The sequence below is a fragment of the Pseudomonas trutticola BRTCR10 genome, from assembly GCF_056155105.1.
This window is the reverse complement of the sequence record NZ_CM149552.1, coordinates 3,644,294-3,661,098: the sequence shown is the minus strand read 5'-3', so window position 1 is coordinate 3,661,098 and position 16,805 is coordinate 3,644,294. Positions and strand designations below refer to the sequence as shown.

Here is a 16,805-nt window from a genome sequence, read left to right as displayed (position 1 = left end):
TGGCAGTTAGACGGGCGATTGTAAGCGTTCGGGGCTGTTTTGGCAGGAGGGGCGGCGCGTCCGGCAATGGCCGACGCGCCGTTGTTTTATTGACTGGCGTCCAGCACCACGCGGTAGCGCGCCTTGCCGCTACGCAGATGCTCGACCGCCTCGTTGACTTTGCTCATGGGAAACATCTCGACTTGCGGCAGGATCTGGTGCCGCGCACAGAATTCCAGCATGGTCGCCATGGTGCCCGGCGAGCCTACCGGCGAGGCGGAGAGCGACTTTTGCTGCGGAATCAGATCGAACACATGCACCGGGATGGCGCTGGGCACAATGCCGACAAAGTGCAACCGGCCATTGCCGCGCAGGGTGGCCAGCATGGCCGGCCAGTCAAGGTCGGCGTTGGCGCTGATCAGCAGGAAGTCCAGAGTGCCGGCAATCGCTTTCAACGCGTTGCTGTCGGTTGAGGCGACGACGTTATGCGCGCCAAGACGTTTGGCTTCGTCCTGCTTGTTCAGCGATGAGGTGAATGCGCTGACTTCGCAGCCCCAGGCATTGAGAAAGCGCAGCGCCAGATGACCGAGGCCACCGATGCCGACCACGCCGACCCGGTCGGTGGGTTTGACGCCGAATTGCAGCAGCGGGTTGAACACCGTCGAGCCTGCACAGAACAGTGGCCCGACCAGCGCCGGATCAAGCTTTTCGGGTACCGGAATCGCCCACGCCCAGTGCGCGCGCAAACGGTCGGCGAACCCGCCGTTGCTGCCGATGATGGTCGGTTGCGCAGTGCCGCACAGTTGTTGTGAGCCGGAGATACAGGACGAGCAGTGCATGCAACTGCCCTTGTACCAACCGATCCCGACCCGCTGACCCAGTTCGAGACCGCGTACCTGTGGCCCCATGCGCACGATCTTGCCCACCACTTCGTGGCCCGGGACGAACGGATAGCGGCTGATGCCCCAGTCATTGTCGATCAGTGACTGGTCGGAGTGGCAGACACCGCAATATTCCACAGCGACTTCGACCTCTTCTTCGCCCAATGCACCGGGGTCATAGCTGTAACGCTCCAGTGGCGCGCCGGCAGCGGTCGCGGCCCAGCCGTTGAACGTTGTGGGTTCGGTGTTGCTCATGGGACACCTCCGGGTGAACAGACAGGGACATTGGCAGCCCGGAAAGTCTAGTCGGTCATTCGTCCGGCGCGAGCCACGTATCGACGACCCGTCGATCCAGCTCCTCCCAGTACGCCATACCCAATACCCGCGTGGTGTTGAGGCCGCGCAAGTAACCGCGCAACTCATGGGCGGTGTCCCGAATGAGTTGCGGGTCGGCGTCGTTTCTATTGAGCAATACACTTTCGTACTGGACCAGGTATTCAGCCACCCGCTCGCGAAAATCGGGCAGAACGGCATCTCGGATCAGGTCAAACGTTCTCAAGGAGGGTTCCTCATTCATGTTTTTCTAGTTGTGTTTGAGTGTGTATCAGTCTGCACGTCGCGCAACTATCGCTAGAAGTAATAGTGACCATCACGAAACGCAAGTTCTGCTTTCGCGGCAATGGGCGGAAAATCGCCTCCATCGAAACGCAGCTCAAGGAATTTGCGCGATGAACATTCTGACTCGACTGGCGCTGGCCGCACTGCTGATGGGCTCTGCCGCTGCACCGACCTACGCAGACGATGCCCGGTCGTGTCATTTTCAAACCATCACGGGCAGCAGTGCCACGTTGCAGCACTCGCAGACCGTCGGTGTGTTGTACAGCGAAAACACCCTGGACAACCTGCAATACCTTGAGCGTTACCACGACATGGCGGTCAACGGCGCGAAAGATGCGCTCGACTCGCGGATTCGCGAAGCCTTCGTCGAAAGCTCCGATCCGGAATTGGCCATCGACTGGCTGGTGAATTCGTTGCAGCAACAGTTCTTGTCCGTGACCGTCTACGACAGCCTTGATGCGTTGGTCCAGGCCCATCCGGATGTGGTGGTGAAGCTCGACACCTTCAATCGCCTGTTGACCCAACGCAACAGCCTGGTTGAAGCGCGTTTCACTGCACGTTTCTACGATGCCGACCTGCAATACATCGGCAAGGCCGAAGGGGCGGTGGAAAAACAGCTGCCATCGGTCTGGGTCCACAACCAGGCAGCGCCGCAAATCGCTGCGCAGATCGAGAAACAACGGGACTTGCAACTCAACGCATTGAAGCAGTTCGACAGCTCACTCAAGGCGTTGGTGTCCGCAAGCTGAACACTTAAAACATAAAAGGCAGCGGCGGCGCCGTGAAGCTGGACCGTTGCCGGTTGAACCGAACCTTTATTTTCAGGATTACACCGATGCGTCCTTTATTCGTGCCTGCCATGACAGTTGCTTCTTTGTTGCTTGCCGGTTGTGCCTCCGCGCCGAACGACCCGACCCTGACCTTGCAGACCCGCAAGACGCCGGCTCAGTACGCCGATTGCGTGGTGCCGAAGTTGCAGGGCAGCGCACTGAACCCGACTGTGTCGCAGACCCAGCGCAGCTACCGGATCGTCGTTCCGAGCAAGGTGGCGGCGGACAACGTGCTGGAAGCCTACAAGGCCGGCAGTGGCGGCAAGGTGTTTCTCTATGAGCGTCACCTGTTGGCCTCGAACTTCCTGCCGTCGAGTTTTGAGCGGGCGGCTCAGGACTGCATCTGATTTCACCCGTTCACCGTATCTGACAGAGCTCCTTTGGTTGGCCGCAACCAACCAATTTTTTGCCCCGTGCCTTCATTCGGTCGCGGGGCTTTTTTTTGCCTGCAATCGTTGAGGTTCAGACGATATCGATCACCACTTTGCCGACGCCCGTGCCTTGCTCCACCGCATCATGGGCCTGACGCGCCTCACTCAGGGTAAAACGCTGCGAATGCAGCAATGGCTTGACCTTGCCTTCCTCGATCAATCGCGTGGCATAACCGAGAATCTCGGCGTGGTGCTTGCGTCCGGTGCCGGTAAGCATCGGCAGCAACACAAAAATCCCCGACAGCGTCGCACTGCGCAGCGAACCGGTGGCCAGGTTGTGGGTGCCGAACGCCGCGCAACTGGTGACGTGGCCATACAGGCGAATCGCAGCAAAAGCGTCATCGAGGCTCTTGCCGCCGACTGTGTCATAGATCACATCGAAACCTTTGCCGGCGGTGTACTGATTCACGTATTGCTCGACCGGCACGTCGCGGTAGTCGATGGCTGTGGCGCCGTAGCCTTCGACAATCGAACGCTTGCCCGGCGAGACCGTGGCGAACACCTCGGCGCCGAGTGCCTTGGCAATCTGCACCGCCATGTGACCGACACCGCCGGCACCGCCATGCACCAGCACTTTCTGCCCGGCCTGGACATGGGCGCGATCCACCAGACCTTCCCAGGCCGTCAGGAACACCAGCGGGATCGCTGCCGCTTCGCGAAAGTCCAGATTCTTGGGTTTGCGCGACACCAGATCGGCATCCACAGCGATGTATTCGGCGAGTGAGCCGGGCAAGCCGCGCACGCCTCCGACCATCCCGTAAACCTCATCACCCACGGCCAGATGCTGGATGTCGGCGCCTACGGCTTCGATGACACCCGCCATGTCCGTGCCGAGAATCGCCGGCAGTTCCGGCATGGCGTACGGCGCATTGCCGGAACGAATCTTGTAGTCGATCGGGTTCACACCGCTGGCGACGACACGCACCAGCACTTCATGGGCTTGCGGCTGCGGGCGGCTGATCTGCGCTTCACGAAAGGCGTTATTGGCGTAGTCATCCAGGATCAACGCACGAATAGTCGGTTGGCTCATTACACGCCTCGCTGTCATTTTTAAGGAGAGGGCAATGGTGGTAGCTGAGCGGAGGTTTGTCGACCCCCCGAAGGTGGACGCGGCCTGTAGGCAGATTCTGCGGGTTCGAAACGATTACGCGTGTCCATGCGGATAGCGCTCTCCTCGGCAGGCAATCGTGGCTCAGAGGAAGTCATAGCCGTTGAAAAGCAAGCAGCCGGGCCTGACAGCGCGCCCGGCTCCTGTAATATGCAGCCCACCACTTACCACGAGCATTGAAAATGGATTCTCACTCGATTCTGGCGTTTACCCTGGTCGCTGCGATCGCCATCGCCAGCCCCGGCCCCGCCACGCTGATGGCGATCAATTACAGTCTGGCCCACGGGCAACGCAGCACGATCTGGTCGTCACTGGGCAATGCCAGTGGTCTGTTTTGCCTGTCAGCCGCGGCCATGCTCGGCTTGGGCGCTGTATTGGCGAGTTCCGAGTGGCTGTTCAATGCAGTGAAGATCATCGGTGCCGGCTACCTGTTCTACCTCGGGGTCAAGCAGTTGTTCAAAAAGGGCCCGATGCTCCCGGACGCTCTCGAGGGCGACGCGAACAAGCCGCGCCCGACTCGCGGCAAGCTCTACAAATCAGCCTTTCTGACCGCCGTAACCAATCCCAAGGCAACGATGTTTTTCACCGCGCTGTTCCCGCAGTTCATTGATCAGGGCGCGGCGTTGCTGCCGCAATTTCTGATCCTTACCGCGATCTTCATGGCGTTATCGGTGTCGTCGTTGAGCGTCTATGCCGCGATCGCATCGCGGGCCAAAGGCGTATTGACCCGGCCCGCGCTGTCGCGCTGGGTCAGTCGAGTCGTGGGGACGACCTTTATCGGCTTTGGTGCGGCCATCCTGACGATGCGCCGGCAGACGGCGTAAGGGCGGGGCGGGGGATCAGACCCATTTGAACTGTGCCGGGAACCGCGCCACAAATCGCGTTCCCGATTCAATGTCCGAGGTCACGCTCAACGTGCCGTTGTGTGCCGCCGCAATCTGCGAGGCGATGTAAAGCCCCAGGCCCAGGCCTTCGCAACGCTGCCCGGCTTCGGATCGGGAGAAGGGCTCAAACAGCAGTGGCATCAATTGCGCCGGAATCGGCGTGCCCTGGTTGGTCAGCGAAATGACAATCTCGTCGTTCTCGGCGTAGGCCTGGAGGACGATCGGCGCATCGGTTGAACCATGGGTGACCGCGTTGCCCAATAGGTTGGACAGCAACTGGCTGATGCGCAACGCGTCGCAGTAAACCCCCGCCGGTACATCCAGTGCATGGCTGATGATTGCCTGTGGATGGGTCACCTTGATTTCTTCAAGGGTCAGCAGCAGCGTGCGCTGCAAGTCGTCCACCAGTTTGCGCTGCACCGGAATCCCGCCACCGAGGCGGCCCCGGGCAAAGTCGAGGATGTTTTCGATCAGCACCCCCATGCGCACCGAGCTGTTGCGGATTGCCGCAATGAAATTCAGCGAGCGTTTGTCTTCGGTCTTGCTTTCCAGCAGGTCGGCGCTCATGCGAATGGCGCTCAGCGGTGTGCGCAGGTCATGCCCGAGCACTGCGATGAACTGCTCGCGCAGCCGACCCAGCTCATTGGCATTGTCGAGTGCGGTTTTGGTGGCCAGTAGACGACTTTGCGTGTCGAGGCTCATGGCAATCAGTTGGGCGAACAGCGTCAGCGTCTTGGCAATGGCCGGTTCGTCCAGATTGGCCGGTACGGAATCGATCGCACAGAGCGTGCCGAAAAAATCGCCGTTGGCTTTGACGATGGGAATGGATATGTAGCTCTCCAGCCCATAGGTTCTCGGCGTGTGATGTTGCGAAAACAGCGGATGCAGGCTGGCATGGCCGAAGATCACGGGTTGTTTGTGTTGGCGGATTTCGTGACAGATGGTCGATTCGAGTACCAGTTCGCCACCGGGTTTGAGCCCGAAATCAATGGAGTCGTCGACCGCGCAGGCCACCCAGTTCCTTTCGGTGACCCGAGCCACAGCGGCGAAGCGCATGCCGGTGAGGTGCTTGACCATGCTCAGGATCACGGGCACCGCATCAATGCTGCGGATGGCTTCAATGTCTGGTGTGAACTCTGGGTTGGTCATGGGGGCGCTTCGCGATGATGTCGGGCAGAGACTATCGCTTCTTGTCGCCTATTGCTAATGGGCCAGGTGCAGGAACGCCAAGGGCGCCGCGGATTTTCCGGGGCGCCCTTGGCCAGTGTCGTCGCCGGCGTGCGCGACTCAGAACTTGTATTTGGCGGTCAGCATGTAACTGCGCGGATTGCCGTAGTTGTCGTTGGAACCCCACGTGATGTTGCTGCCGATGGCGGAATAGTAGACGCGGTCAAAGATATTGTTCGCGTTGACTTGCAGGTCGAGGTGCTTGGTGAGTTCGTATCCGGCCATCAGGTCGGTGGTCGCGTAGCCGCCTTGTTCGAGTCGATAGTTGCCGCCATTGGCAAGCGCGACGTCGTTGTACATGCGGCTTTGCCAGTAGACGTTGCCACCGACGCGGAGTTTTTGTAGCGGGCCCTGGAAGCGGTACACCGTCGAGACCTTGAACAGGTGCTCGGGTGTGTCGGTTTTGAATTTCTGATTATTGTTGGCCGGGTTTTCATCCTTGATGTAGTGCGCGCGGGTGTAGGTGTAGCCAGCGCCCAGCTGCCAGTTTTCGGTCAGCGCGCCTTGCAGTTCCATGTCGATGCCTTGGCTGCGCACTTTGCCTGAGCCGTTGTAGCAGGTCATGACCGGGCAACCGAACTGATTTTCCGCCAGGGTTGCGCGGTTGGTCTGGTCCATCTGGAACACGGCCAGACTGGCGTTGAGGGCGCCATTGAAATATTCGCCCTTGATGCCGACTTCGTAGTTCTCACCGACGATCGGGTCCAGCACTTTGCCGGAAAGATCCTTCGAGGTTTGCGGGGTGAAGATGTCGGTATAGCTGGCGTAGACGGAATGATGCTCGTCCAGCTTGTAGATCAGGCCGGCATAACGCGTCAGGTTGCGGGTGACCTTGTAGTCGCCGTCGCCGGTGCGGTCATCGTAGTCATACCAGTCCAGGCGACTGCCGAGGATCAGCGTCAGCGGATCGGCCAGGCTCAAACGGGTGGTGAGGTAAACGGCGTCCTGAGTGGCAACGCTGCGCGTTTTGCCGTCACGCACGAAGTCCGGCTTTGGCGCACCGATCGGCCAGGCCGTGGTGTACGGATCGTACTCCTTGGAGGTCGCATCGTAGACGCGATGGCTGGAGCCGACGACCAGTTCGTGGGTGCGGCCGAAGGCTTCGAACGGGCCGCTGGCAAAACCGTCGAAAGCGTTTTGCTTGTCGGTGTTGTGCGATTGGTAAGCGGTGGTTTCCAGCGGGCCGTTGTAGCGCGACAGGTAAGTGCCGGAGAACTCGCCGTTGAGCGTCGAGGAAGAACCGGCGACGTGCAGCTTCCAGTCGTTGTCGAAGCGATGCTCGACTTCGCCGAAGACCGTGTCGATCTGCAGTTTCTTGTTTTCCCAGTCGGTGCCGGGGTAAGTGGAGCGGGGCAGATCAAGGTGGTGGCCGTTGGTGCCGATCGGCAACCCGCCCCAGAAGTAGTTGGTCTGTTCATTTTGCCGGGAGAAACCCAGAGTCGCGGTGGTGCTTTCGCTCAGGTCGGCTTCACCGATGGCGTAGAACAGGCCGTGATCGTTTTGTTCCTTGTCGCGGAAACTGTCGGCGCCCTGATAGGAGCCCACCACACGGCCACGCAACGTACCGCTGTCGTTCAAAGGGCCGGAAGCGTCGATCTCGCCGCGATAATCATCCCAACTGCCAGCCGCGCCGGTGAGCGTCACCTGGGGCGTGGCCGTCGGGCGTTTACGCACCATGTTGATGGCGGCAGACGGGTTGCCGGCACCCGTGACCAGGCCGGTGGCGCCGCGAACGATTTCAACCCGGTCGAACATCGCCAGGTTCGGTTGCACCGCCATCGAGTAAGGCTGATAGGAGCTGGGCAGGCCGTCGTACATGATGTTGTCGATGTCGAACCCGCGCGCGCTGTAAGCCTGTCGGCCCGGACCGCTGGACTGGTTGAGGAACAAGCCCGGCGTGCCGCGCACCACGTCGTTGATGCTGGTCATGCCCTGATCATCCATGCGTTGACGGGTGATGACGGTGACGGCTTGAGGCGTTTCGCGCATGGTAAGCGACAGCTTGGTCGCGGTCTGCATGGGGCCAGTCGTGTAAGACTGCGAACCCTCGGTGGTGCTGCTCATCTGGGTAGCACCGATCTCGGTCGCGCCGAGTTCCAGCGTGGCGGGAGGGGCAGCATTTTCCGGCGATGGCGGTGGAGCTTCATCAGCTGAAACGGATGAGAGGCTGACCATGCCAATGGCGAGTGCCAGCAGGTTGGGTGAGAGGTTCGAACGGCGGTGGCGGGTGTGAAACGACATCAATCTGCTTCCCCAAAAATTACCAAAACGAATCTGATGCACATGCATGTAAGAAGTATTCGCATTAGCATGTCAGATTGATTCGGTTGAAGAAAGGTACTGACTTCAATTGGTTAACAAATTTTTCACATTTGCGGCGAAGGGAAACGATCACCGCCACGGCACAAATCAACGCCACTGGTGGAAATCAGTAGATCCAGGAGAGGGTGCAGAAGGGCCAAGTTGCGCGACCGCGCCCGATCAACATGAAGTTTGATCGGGCGCGGTCAGAGGGAGGGGAACGCTTGGATCAGCTCAGGTCTTCAGCGTCATGGCGCTCAGGCACCTGGCTCGCTTCATCACCCCACGTGCGGTTGACGCGCTGCCCACGGATGACCGCCGGGCGCTGGGCGATTGCCTCTGCCCAGCGCTGCACATGGGTGTACTCATCGGCTGCGAGAAACTCCGCCGCCGAATAAACATTGTTGCGCACCAACTGCCCGTACCAGGGCCAGACCGCGATATCGGCGATGCTGTAGTGCTCGCCGGCCAGGTAGGGGCTTTCGGCCAGACGTCGATCCAGCACATCCAGTTGGCGCTTGGCTTCCATGGTGAAGCGATTGATCGGGTATTCCATTTTCTCCGGCGCATAGGCATAGAAATGCCCGAACCCGCCGCCCAGGTAAGGCGCAGCGCCCATCTGCCAGAACAACCAGTTGAGGGTTTCGGTGCGTCCTGCCGGATCCTTGGGCAGGAATGCGCCGAACTTCTCCGCGAGATACAGCAGGATCGAGCCTGACTCGAACACCCGAATCGGCGGCTCGACGCTGCGGTCCAGCAGTGCAGGGATTTTCGAGTTCGGATTGATCTCGACGAAACCGCTGGAGAATTGATCGCCCTCACCAATGCGGATCAGCCAAGCGTCGTACTCGGCGGCGCTGTGCCCCAGCGCCAGCAGCTCTTCGAGCAGGATGGTGACCTTCACCCCGTTGGGCGTGGCCAGCGAGTAGAGCTGCAACGGATGCTTGCCCACCGGCAGCGTTTTCTCATGGGTCGGCCCGGCAATCGGGCGGTTGATACTGGCGAACTGACCACCGGATGGCGCTTCATTTTTCCAGACCTTGGGCGGAACGTAGGGCGCTTTGCTCATGAAACGGACCTCATCGTGACTGGCTGAGAACAGATGAACACCGTAGGGAAAAATACCGATGGATGCCAGCTCGATTTATCGTTACATCACGATATGCACAGGCGTCGAGCCTTTTCTGGTCACGGGAAAATAAACCAGAGACCCGATAATTTCTTTTTTCATCAGGCGGTTACAATCGCCGCTTTTTCACCCTCAAGGATGCTGGCGCTGTCGATTGGAGCGCCGGGCGATTGGATTTACGGATAAAACCCGCAATGCGAAGTCAACTTCCCCTCAAAGCCATTTCCTGCCTGACCGCCCTGATACTGATGCTGACCGGCTGTGTCGGAGCGTCAGTTTCAACGCTGGGCCCGCTGCCGCACTCTGAGCAGCAAACCGTCGCTGCCGAGACCCCGCGAGAATGGTGCGGGATTACGCTTTGGGCGGTCGTGCCCATCCCGTTGAAGTTGCCGGTGTGCAAGCTGCAGAGCGGCCAGCACATGTCCAATCCTCTTTATGCGTGTGGGCCGTTCATGTATTGGGGGCCGCTTCTGTATGGCTATAAGGGAAATGCCCTGTGTGGCGTGTTCCCTTATTGGTGATCAACACCTGACCGATTTCAACCCGCAGCAGAGCGCGCCAGAAACTCGTTGATCAGCGAAATCGTCTGTTGCTGGATTTCCGTGCGCGCGCGTCCGCCGTCGCCATCGGTGCAGATGATGCCGTCGCCGGGTGCGTCTTCTTCGAGCATTGCCATCGCGCCAGGCTTGCATGGCGACATGAAACTGAAGTGGCTGGCGTCGCTGATCTCGACGTATTGGCTCGATGTTTTCGGCAGTCGCTTGACCAGATCGGCGGACTCAAGCTGAGCGGGAAGGTCTTGCGACGGCACGCCCGCTGCGATGACCAGTACCGGAACAGGCAGTGCCGCAAGGCTGGCATCGGTGAAACCACGTGACAGACCGAGGTCCAGTGAAACCACGGCAGAGACGCGTTTGTCGTGCAAGTCGGCGGCCAGTCGAGTCTTCGAATCCGCTCTGCTGGCGGGATTCATCTGCTGATAGACGGAACAACTGGCCAACTGCGAATGGGCTTTGCAGTCTTCGGTGAAACGCTCGGTGTCGAAACGTGCGCCAGCGATTTCCAGGCTGGTCCAGCCGCCGAGAGAGTGGCCCACGACGGCAATGCGAGGTTTCGCGACCGTACCGAATTTTTCAGGCTGTGCCGTCACCGCATCGATGGCTCGACTGACATCCGCAGGACGCAGCCATAACTGTGCCGCCGCCTGAGGGCTGCGGTCATGCGTGGTGCTGCCGGGATGATTGACCGCCGCGACGATATAACCCTGGTGCGCGAGCGCGCTGGCCAGCCATGCCTGGTTGCTCCAATTGCCGCGGTAACCATGTGAGAGCACTACCAACGGGTGTTCACCGGCAGCCGGTGGCGCATTTTTCGCGACCATTACACCGACAAACGCCGGGTTGTCGGCGACCAGTTCCGGCGCGGCAGTGGTTGCACCGGCTGGGTACCAGACGACCATTTCCAACGGACGCTCATTGCTCGCGTCCGCCAGGGTCGAGAGCTGAAAACCGACAGGATTCCCGTCAGCGAATACGTGGGTGGTCAGGCAGAAAAGAAGCAGGGCGCCGAAAGCATGTTTCATTGTTTTTTATCTTCCGTGATGAGCCTCGATTGGCGAGGTGGACTTTGCCTTAATCGGCGCGCTTCAGCGAGTCAGGATTGAAAATCAGATTGGCGATTTCGCTGGCGTCCGGTTCTTGCTGCCATTCGCCAGAAGCGTTGGCAGTTTCGCGCACAATCCATTGCTGCGAGCCGGTCCAGGACAGCTCGATGCAGGGTCCCGTCAGCTCTGCGTTGTCGATCAGCAAACCGACTTCATCCGCTGGACCGGGACACATGCCGCCAACCGAAAAAGGTACACGCGCACATATCAGGTCTTTGAGCATGCCCAGCAGTTCGTCGTGAGAGCAAAAGGGTACGTGTCGGTCCCCGGAAACACCGCCAGCAAAAACCAGATGGCCTGCCGCCGAGCCCTCTGTATTTATCGAGGCCAGATGCACGGGAGGCCGGCCGGAGCCCTTGGCATAACGCGATGTGTTCACAGCAACTCCTTGTCAGTGGATGCTTGAAACGGTGCGGTCAAAGCATCTTCTTGCGGCCAACGCATCTTCAAGTGTTCGATCAGATAGTCCATGAATGCCTTGACCTTCGGCGTCATCGCCGCACGCTCCTGCACACAGGCATAAATGTCCATTCGCTCGACAAAGCCGTGACCTGCTCCGTCGTGGTTCTGAAACAGCGGCAGCAGTTGGCCGCTGGAGATGTACGGCGCCGCCACGAATTCGGCCAGCCGCGTGATGCCCGCACCGTTGACCGCCATCTGCGCCAGTGCATCGATGTCATCGCTGATGGTCGTGGCATTGATATTGGCCTCGTAACTCTGGCCGTCCCGCGAAAAAGTCCAACGAAGAAAGCGTCCGTCCAATGGGTAACGGAACGCCAGGCACGCATGGTTTTGCAGATCGTCCGGCGATCGCGGCGTGCCTGCGCGCTCCAGATAGGCTGGGGCGGCGCACATGATGAAGGGCAGCGAAACGATCTTGCGCGCAACAATGCCATCTTCCAGTTGCGGTTTGATCCGCAGGCTCAAGTCGATGCCGTCCTGGATGTGATTGATCTTGCGGTTGGTGGTCGACAGCTCCAGCAGAAGGCGCGGGTGCAGCGCCGCGAACCCGGCGATCAATGGCGCGAGCACATGCCGTCCGAATGCAGAAGTGGAGGCAATGCTCAGCCGACCTTGCAGCTCGGTCTGTTCGTTGCTGATTGAGCTTTGCGCCGACTCCAGATCTGCCGCGATACGCTTGACCTTGTCGTAGTACACCGCGCCGTTTTCAGTCAGCGCCATGCTCCGCGTGGTGCGCTGCAGAAGTCTCACGCCGAGATGCGTCTCCAGCCGATTTATCGTCTGGCTCACCGCTGCCGCACTGACGCCCAGGGCTTTGGCGGCGCCGACAATGGAGCCCGATTCCACCACTTTGATAAAACTGGCAATTGCCGCTAAGAGATTCATCCATGGCCTGCCGAGACGGTTTGATTCGTAAGTTGTGCTTTATAAAGTACCTACGATTAGCCGTCTAGTTGAGGGGAGTCGCGCTTGTTAAGGTGCCCGCTCCCTGTCAATGGATGGAAACGCCATATGAATCAAACAACCAGCACCGATGCTTTGATTGTCAGCCGTCGCAAGCTGTCACCGCGTGCCACGCCCTATGTGTTTGCCTTGTACATGGCGACGATCATGGCGTTTCTGATGTCACTGGTGATCACCGCCGCCAACTCCGGCATTGATAACGATTACCTGAGTAATGCGCTGCACGCGTACAAACTGGCGATGCCGGTGGCATTTCTGTGCATCCTTGTTGTTCGGCCCGTCGTGATCAAACTGGTGGCGTGGACGGTGCATCCGCATCGTTGAGTGCTGAACGCTTCCGGCGCCTCAGAAAAACTCGTCAAGCAACTGATAAAAGGCAATCCGTTGCAGATCAGGCTCTACGCCATAGGCCTCGAAAAACACTGGCACCCACTGCTCGCCGAGGTTGTAGGTAATGCTGTTGGCGGCCAACGCCAAGTCCTGATAACGGTCAGAGACGCCAAGTCGCCCGCAGTCGACAAACCCGCTGAACTTGCCATTGTCAGCGAGCAGGTTGGGCAGACACGCATCGCCATGGGTCACCACCAGATCCTCGTGATCAGGACGCTCGGCGAGCATTTGCTGGAACACCGCTTCAGCACTGCGACCCAGACGTGAATCGTCGAAGTCTTCCTCGTCAATCAGGCCCGCCAGCAGATGCTCGCGGGCGAGGGCGATTTTTTCGTCGAGGCGGTGATCGAACGGGCAGCTGTCGATGGCGACCGCGTGCAGTGATCGCAAGGCTGTGGCCGCGAGCGTCACGATCTGCTCCGGTGCCAGATGCGCGCTGCTGGCCAGATCTCGACCGGGCACAGCCGTCATCAGCAACCAGTTGCGCTCATTTTCAGTGGTGGTGTCGAGCACCCGAGGCGCCGGGAGATCCTGCTCTGCCAGCCAGCGCAACCGCTGCACTTCACCGGGCAGTTCGCCCCAGGTCATCACCTGTTCAGACTTCACAAACAGCGGCGCTGAACCCGCCGGCGTAATCCGCAGTACATCGGCGCGGGACTCACCGATGGTTTGTTGTTCGATCTGTGCGTCAGCGAATCGCGGGTGCCATATCGCGGGTAATTCCATGTCGATTCGTCCCTTGTAAATCTGTTGATGAGGCGCATTGTGCCGCGCCAGTGATTTTGCGCGCAAACACCGGGGCAGGGCGTTGCCCTGGCAAATCAATCGAAACTTCGTCGCCAGCCCGACTGTCCAGACCCTTACACCTCTCGGCGGATGCACTGCCGGGAATGCTCCATGCACCGGTGAAAGGCGAGGAACACGATGACGATGACAGTTGGAGATTTTCTGGTTGAGCGGCTCAGCCAATGGGGCGTCACGCGGATTTTTGGTTATCCGGGTGACGGCATCAATGGCGTGTTCGGCGCGCTCGACCGGGCCAAGGGAAAGATCGAATTCATTCAGGCGCGCCATGAAGAAATGGCCGCGTTCATGGCCTCGGCCCACGCCAAGTTCACCGGGGAGTTGGGTGTGTGCATCGCGACTTCAGGGCCGGGCGCATCGCACCTGATTACCGGGCTCTACGATGCGCGGATGGACCACATGCCGGTGCTGGCGATTGTCGGTCAGCAGGCGCGCACTGCACTGGGCAGCCACTACCAGCAGGAGCTGGATCTGGTCTCGATGTTCAAGGACGTCGCTGGCGCCTTTGTGCAGCAAGCTTCGGCACCGTCGCAAGTGCGCCACTTGCTCGACCGCGCGGTGCGCACGGCCGTCGGCGAACGCCGCGTCACGGCGATTATCCTGCCCAATGATTTGCAGGATCTGCCCTACGAAGCGCCGGCCCGGGCCCACGGCACCGCACATTCCGGCGTCGGGTACAGCAAGCCGAGAGTGCTGCCGTACGAGACGGATTTGCAGCGCGCCGCCGAGGTTTTGAATGCCGGTGAAAAAGTCGCAATTCTGGTCGGTGCCGGCGCTCTGCAAGCCACGGATGAAGTGATCGCCGTCGCCGAAAAACTCGGCGCCGGAGTCGCCAAAGCCTTGCTCGGTAAAGCCGTGCTGCCCGACGATCTGCCGTGGGTCACCGGCAGCATCGGCCTGCTCGGCACCGAGCCCAGCTACAAACTGATGACCGAGTGCGACACGTTGCTGATGATCGGCTCGGGTTTCCCGTATTCGGAATTTTTGCCCAAGGAAGGTCAGGCGCGGGGCGTGCAGATCGACTTGCAGCCAGACATGCTCAGTCTGCGCTACCCGATGGAGGTCAATCTGCAGGGCAACGCGGCTGAAACACTCGCCGCGTTGCTGCCGCTGCTGGAACAGAAAACCTCGGGCAAATGGCGCAAGAAGGTCGAAGGCTGGCGCGGCACCTGGGAGAAAACTCTGGAAAAACGCGCCATGGCCAAGGCCAGACCGATCAATCCGCAACGGGTGGTGTACGAGTTGTCACCGCGCCTGCCGGACGAGGCGATCATCACCAGCGATTCGGGGTCGTGCGCCAACTGGTACGCCCGCGATCTGAAAATCCGCCGTGGCATGAAGTGCTCGCTGTCCGGCGGTCTGGCCTCGATGGGCGCCGCGGTGCCGTATGCGATTGCGGCGAAATTCGCCTACCCCGAGCGTTCGGTGATTGCCCTGGTGGGCGACGGCGCCATGCAAATGAACAACATGGCCGAGCTGATCACCGTCGCCAAATATTGGCGGCAGTGGCAAAGCCCGAAATGGATCTGCGCGGTGTTCAACAACGAAGACCTCAATCAGGTCACCTGGGAGCAGCGGGTGATGGAGGGCGATCCCAAGTTCGAAGCGTCGCAGAGTATCCCGGATGTGCCGTATCACCTGTTCGCCATTTCCATCGGCCTCAAGGGCATTTTTGTTGATCGCGAAGAAGACGTCGCCGCGGCCTGGGAGCAGGCATTGGCCTCGGACGTTCCGGTGTTGATCGAATTCAAGACCGATCCGAACGTGCCGCCGCTGCCACCGCACATCAAGCTTGAGCAGGCGAAGAAATTCGCCACGACCTTGCTCAAGGGCGATCCGGATGAGGCCGGAATCATCGTCCAAGCCGCCAAGCAAGTGCTGAGCTCGGTACTGCCCGGCAAAAAATAACCCGAATTTCCTGGCGAAAACTGTAGGAGTTGCCGACGGCTGCGATCTTTTGATCTTCAAAAACAACATCAAAAGATCGCAGCCTGCGGCAGCTCCTACATTGGAATGGAGGCAGGCAATTGATTTTCATCGGCTGTGCAGGCTGGAGTCTTGCGCGTGAACATTGGCCGGCATTCCCGGCTGACGGCACGCATTTGCAGCGCTATGCCGCGCAATTCAACAGCGTCGAAATCAACAGCTCGTTCTATCGCCCGCATCGCCGACAGACCTACGAACGTTGGGCGGATTCGGTGCCGGACGGTTTTACTTTTTCAGTGAAGATCCCCAAACACATCACCCATGAACTGCGCCTGATCGGCTGTGAGGCGGCACTGGATGAATTCCTTGGGCAGTGCAGCGGATCAGGCGATCGCCTGGGCTGCCTGCTGGTGCAGTTACCGCCGTCTCTGGCGTTTGATGCGGCCGTTGCCGAAGGGTTTTTCAGCGCACTGCGCCAGCGTTTCTCCGGGCCTGTGGTGCTGGAGCCGCGCCACGAATCATGGGTCGGCGGCGAAGCGCTTTTGATCAAGTACCAAATCAGCCAAGCGGCGGTAGACCCCTCGCGTATCAGCAATGACGCTTCACCGAGAGGCTGGCAGGGCACGAAGTATTGGCGCTTGCACGGTTCACCGCGCATCTACCACAGCGCCTACGATTTGCCGTACCTGCAACAAATTGCGCGAGCGTTGCAGATCGCCTCAGAGGAGGGCGCCGCAACCTGGTGCATCTTCGACAACACCGCCAGCGGCGCCGCGATCGGCAACGCGTTGAGCCTGGCCAAAGCGCTGCTTATTCCGGCGCCAGATCGCCGTACCAGTACGCCGCAGTAACGCCGCCATCCATCAGGAAATCGCTGCCGGTGACCAACGCCTGAATGGATTCGCGAGAGCCCACGTCAACGATGCAGGTGGTCACTTTGAAACCGGGATCAAGCAGGACGCGGGCAGCAGCGTCAGCGTTGTCCTGCTTCAAATCCGCCAGCACGACGTGCTTGCCGACACTGACGCGACGGGTAATGGCCTGGCCGATCGAACCGGCGCCAATGACGACAATAACGTTGGTCGGGGTGGGCATGGCGTCTCTCCTCAAAGTGATGCGCCAACCCATAGAGCGGGTGTTCGCTCAACAATACGGTGATTGCTGCATAAGCTGATGAGCGAGGCTCATGAATGCGCGCTGTCGCGTGGT

At 59.7% G+C, this 16,805-nt stretch carries 16 protein-coding genes and 1 pseudogene; 6 read left to right on the top strand and 11 right to left on the bottom strand.

Features of this window, described 5'->3' with window-relative positions:
- Positions 1 to 86: 86 nt before the first annotated feature.
- Together ahr and ACVVH8_RS16585 are read right to left on the bottom strand one after the other, a co-directional pair.
- Positions 87 to 1,115, bottom strand: a complete 1,029-nt coding sequence (gene ahr, locus ACVVH8_RS16590) for an NADPH-dependent aldehyde reductase Ahr (RefSeq protein WP_103302312.1) — start codon at positions 1,113 to 1,115, stop codon at positions 87 to 89.
- A gap of 55 nt (positions 1,116 to 1,170) precedes the next feature.
- The gene (locus ACVVH8_RS16585; protein WP_103302467.1) at positions 1,171 to 1,419 is read right to left on the bottom strand and encodes a hypothetical protein; all 249 of its coding nucleotides are present in this window, start codon (positions 1,417 to 1,419) and stop codon (positions 1,171 to 1,173) included.
- Positions 1,420 to 1,588: 169 nt separating this feature from the next.
- On the opposite strand from ACVVH8_RS16585, the gene ACVVH8_RS16580 reads away from it, so the two are divergent.
- Together ACVVH8_RS16580 and ACVVH8_RS16575 are read left to right on the top strand one after the other, a co-directional pair.
- On the top strand, positions 1,589 to 2,227 hold the full coding sequence (locus ACVVH8_RS16580) for an ATPase (protein WP_475224962.1): 639 nt from the start codon (positions 1,589 to 1,591) through the stop codon (positions 2,225 to 2,227).
- 86 nt (positions 2,228 to 2,313) lie between these two features.
- Positions 2,314 to 2,655 carry a YajG family lipoprotein gene (locus ACVVH8_RS16575; protein ID WP_103302310.1) on the top strand — a complete coding sequence of 114 codons (342 nt, stop codon included), beginning with the start codon at positions 2,314 to 2,316 and terminating at the stop codon, positions 2,653 to 2,655.
- 115 nt (positions 2,656 to 2,770) lie between these two features.
- Here ACVVH8_RS16575 and ACVVH8_RS16570 read toward each other — a convergent pair whose 3' ends face one another.
- Positions 2,771 to 3,769 (bottom strand): zinc-dependent alcohol dehydrogenase family protein, encoded by a 999-nt coding sequence (locus ACVVH8_RS16570; RefSeq protein ID WP_103302309.1) that lies wholly within the window; start codon positions 3,767 to 3,769, stop codon positions 2,771 to 2,773.
- A gap of 260 nt (positions 3,770 to 4,029) precedes the next feature.
- Between ACVVH8_RS16570 and ACVVH8_RS16565 the strand changes: the two genes are divergently transcribed.
- On the top strand, positions 4,030 to 4,671 hold the full coding sequence (locus ACVVH8_RS16565; protein ID WP_475224960.1) for a LysE family translocator: 642 nt from the start codon (positions 4,030 to 4,032) through the stop codon (positions 4,669 to 4,671).
- Between the two features lie 15 nt (positions 4,672 to 4,686).
- Here the strand turns inward: ACVVH8_RS16565 and ACVVH8_RS16560 are convergent, their stop codons facing one another.
- The 6 genes from ACVVH8_RS16560 to ACVVH8_RS16535 all read right to left on the bottom strand — a co-directional run bounded on the left by ACVVH8_RS16560 (position 4,687) and on the right by ACVVH8_RS16535 (position 12,398).
- Positions 4,687 to 5,880: a GAF domain-containing sensor histidine kinase gene (locus tag ACVVH8_RS16560; protein WP_475224957.1), complete on the bottom strand. Its 1,194-nt coding sequence runs from the start codon at positions 5,878 to 5,880 to the stop codon at positions 4,687 to 4,689.
- 138 nt (positions 5,881 to 6,018) lie between these two features.
- The gene (locus tag ACVVH8_RS16555) at positions 6,019 to 8,199 is read right to left on the bottom strand and encodes a TonB-dependent siderophore receptor (protein ID WP_212809109.1); all 2,181 of its coding nucleotides are present in this window, start codon (positions 8,197 to 8,199) and stop codon (positions 6,019 to 6,021) included.
- 289 nt (positions 8,200 to 8,488) lie between these two features.
- Complete coding sequence (gene yghU / locus ACVVH8_RS16550; protein ID WP_212809108.1) at positions 8,489 to 9,328, bottom strand: glutathione-dependent disulfide-bond oxidoreductase; 840 nt, start codon at positions 9,326 to 9,328, stop codon at positions 8,489 to 8,491.
- Positions 9,329 to 9,926: 598 nt separating this feature from the next.
- Positions 9,927 to 10,970: an alpha/beta hydrolase family protein gene (locus ACVVH8_RS16545; protein WP_475224955.1), complete on the bottom strand. Its 1,044-nt coding sequence runs from the start codon at positions 10,968 to 10,970 to the stop codon at positions 9,927 to 9,929.
- A gap of 49 nt (positions 10,971 to 11,019) precedes the next feature.
- On the bottom strand, positions 11,020 to 11,388 hold the full coding sequence (locus ACVVH8_RS16540) for a hypothetical protein (RefSeq protein ID WP_475224953.1): 369 nt from the start codon (positions 11,386 to 11,388) through the stop codon (positions 11,020 to 11,022).
- Between the two features lie 38 nt (positions 11,389 to 11,426).
- Positions 11,427 to 12,398 (bottom strand): LysR family transcriptional regulator, encoded by a 972-nt coding sequence (locus ACVVH8_RS16535; protein ID WP_475224950.1) that lies wholly within the window; start codon positions 12,396 to 12,398, stop codon positions 11,427 to 11,429.
- Positions 12,399 to 12,524: 126 nt separating this feature from the next.
- Between ACVVH8_RS16535 and ACVVH8_RS16530 the strand changes: the two genes are divergently transcribed.
- Positions 12,525 to 12,800, top strand: a complete 276-nt coding sequence (locus ACVVH8_RS16530) for a DUF2798 domain-containing protein (protein ID WP_103302300.1) — start codon at positions 12,525 to 12,527, stop codon at positions 12,798 to 12,800.
- A gap of 21 nt (positions 12,801 to 12,821) precedes the next feature.
- On the opposite strand, the gene ACVVH8_RS16525 is transcribed toward ACVVH8_RS16530, so the two are convergent.
- Entirely contained in the window at positions 12,822 to 13,592 is a 771-nt protein-coding gene (locus ACVVH8_RS16525; RefSeq protein ID WP_315447214.1) for an APH(3')-II family aminoglycoside O-phosphotransferase, read from the bottom strand.
- A gap of 198 nt (positions 13,593 to 13,790) precedes the next feature.
- Between ACVVH8_RS16525 and ACVVH8_RS16520 the strand changes: the two genes are divergently transcribed.
- On the top strand, positions 13,791 to 15,578 hold the full coding sequence (locus tag ACVVH8_RS16520) for a thiamine pyrophosphate-requiring protein (RefSeq protein WP_475224948.1): 1,788 nt from the start codon (positions 13,791 to 13,793) through the stop codon (positions 15,576 to 15,578).
- A 119-nt stretch (positions 15,579 to 15,697) separates the two neighbouring features.
- A complete protein-coding gene (locus ACVVH8_RS16515) occupies positions 15,698 to 16,447 on the top strand; it encodes a DUF72 domain-containing protein (protein ID WP_475224946.1) in 750 nt (249 codons plus the stop codon).
- On the opposite strand, the pseudogene ACVVH8_RS16510 reads toward ACVVH8_RS16515, so the two are convergent.
- Positions 16,413 to 16,691, bottom strand: a pseudogene (locus ACVVH8_RS16510) (saccharopine dehydrogenase NADP-binding domain-containing protein); the annotation flags it as partial. The gene ACVVH8_RS16515 and the pseudogene ACVVH8_RS16510 overlap by 35 nt on opposite strands.
- Positions 16,692 to 16,805: the final 114 nt, after the last annotated feature.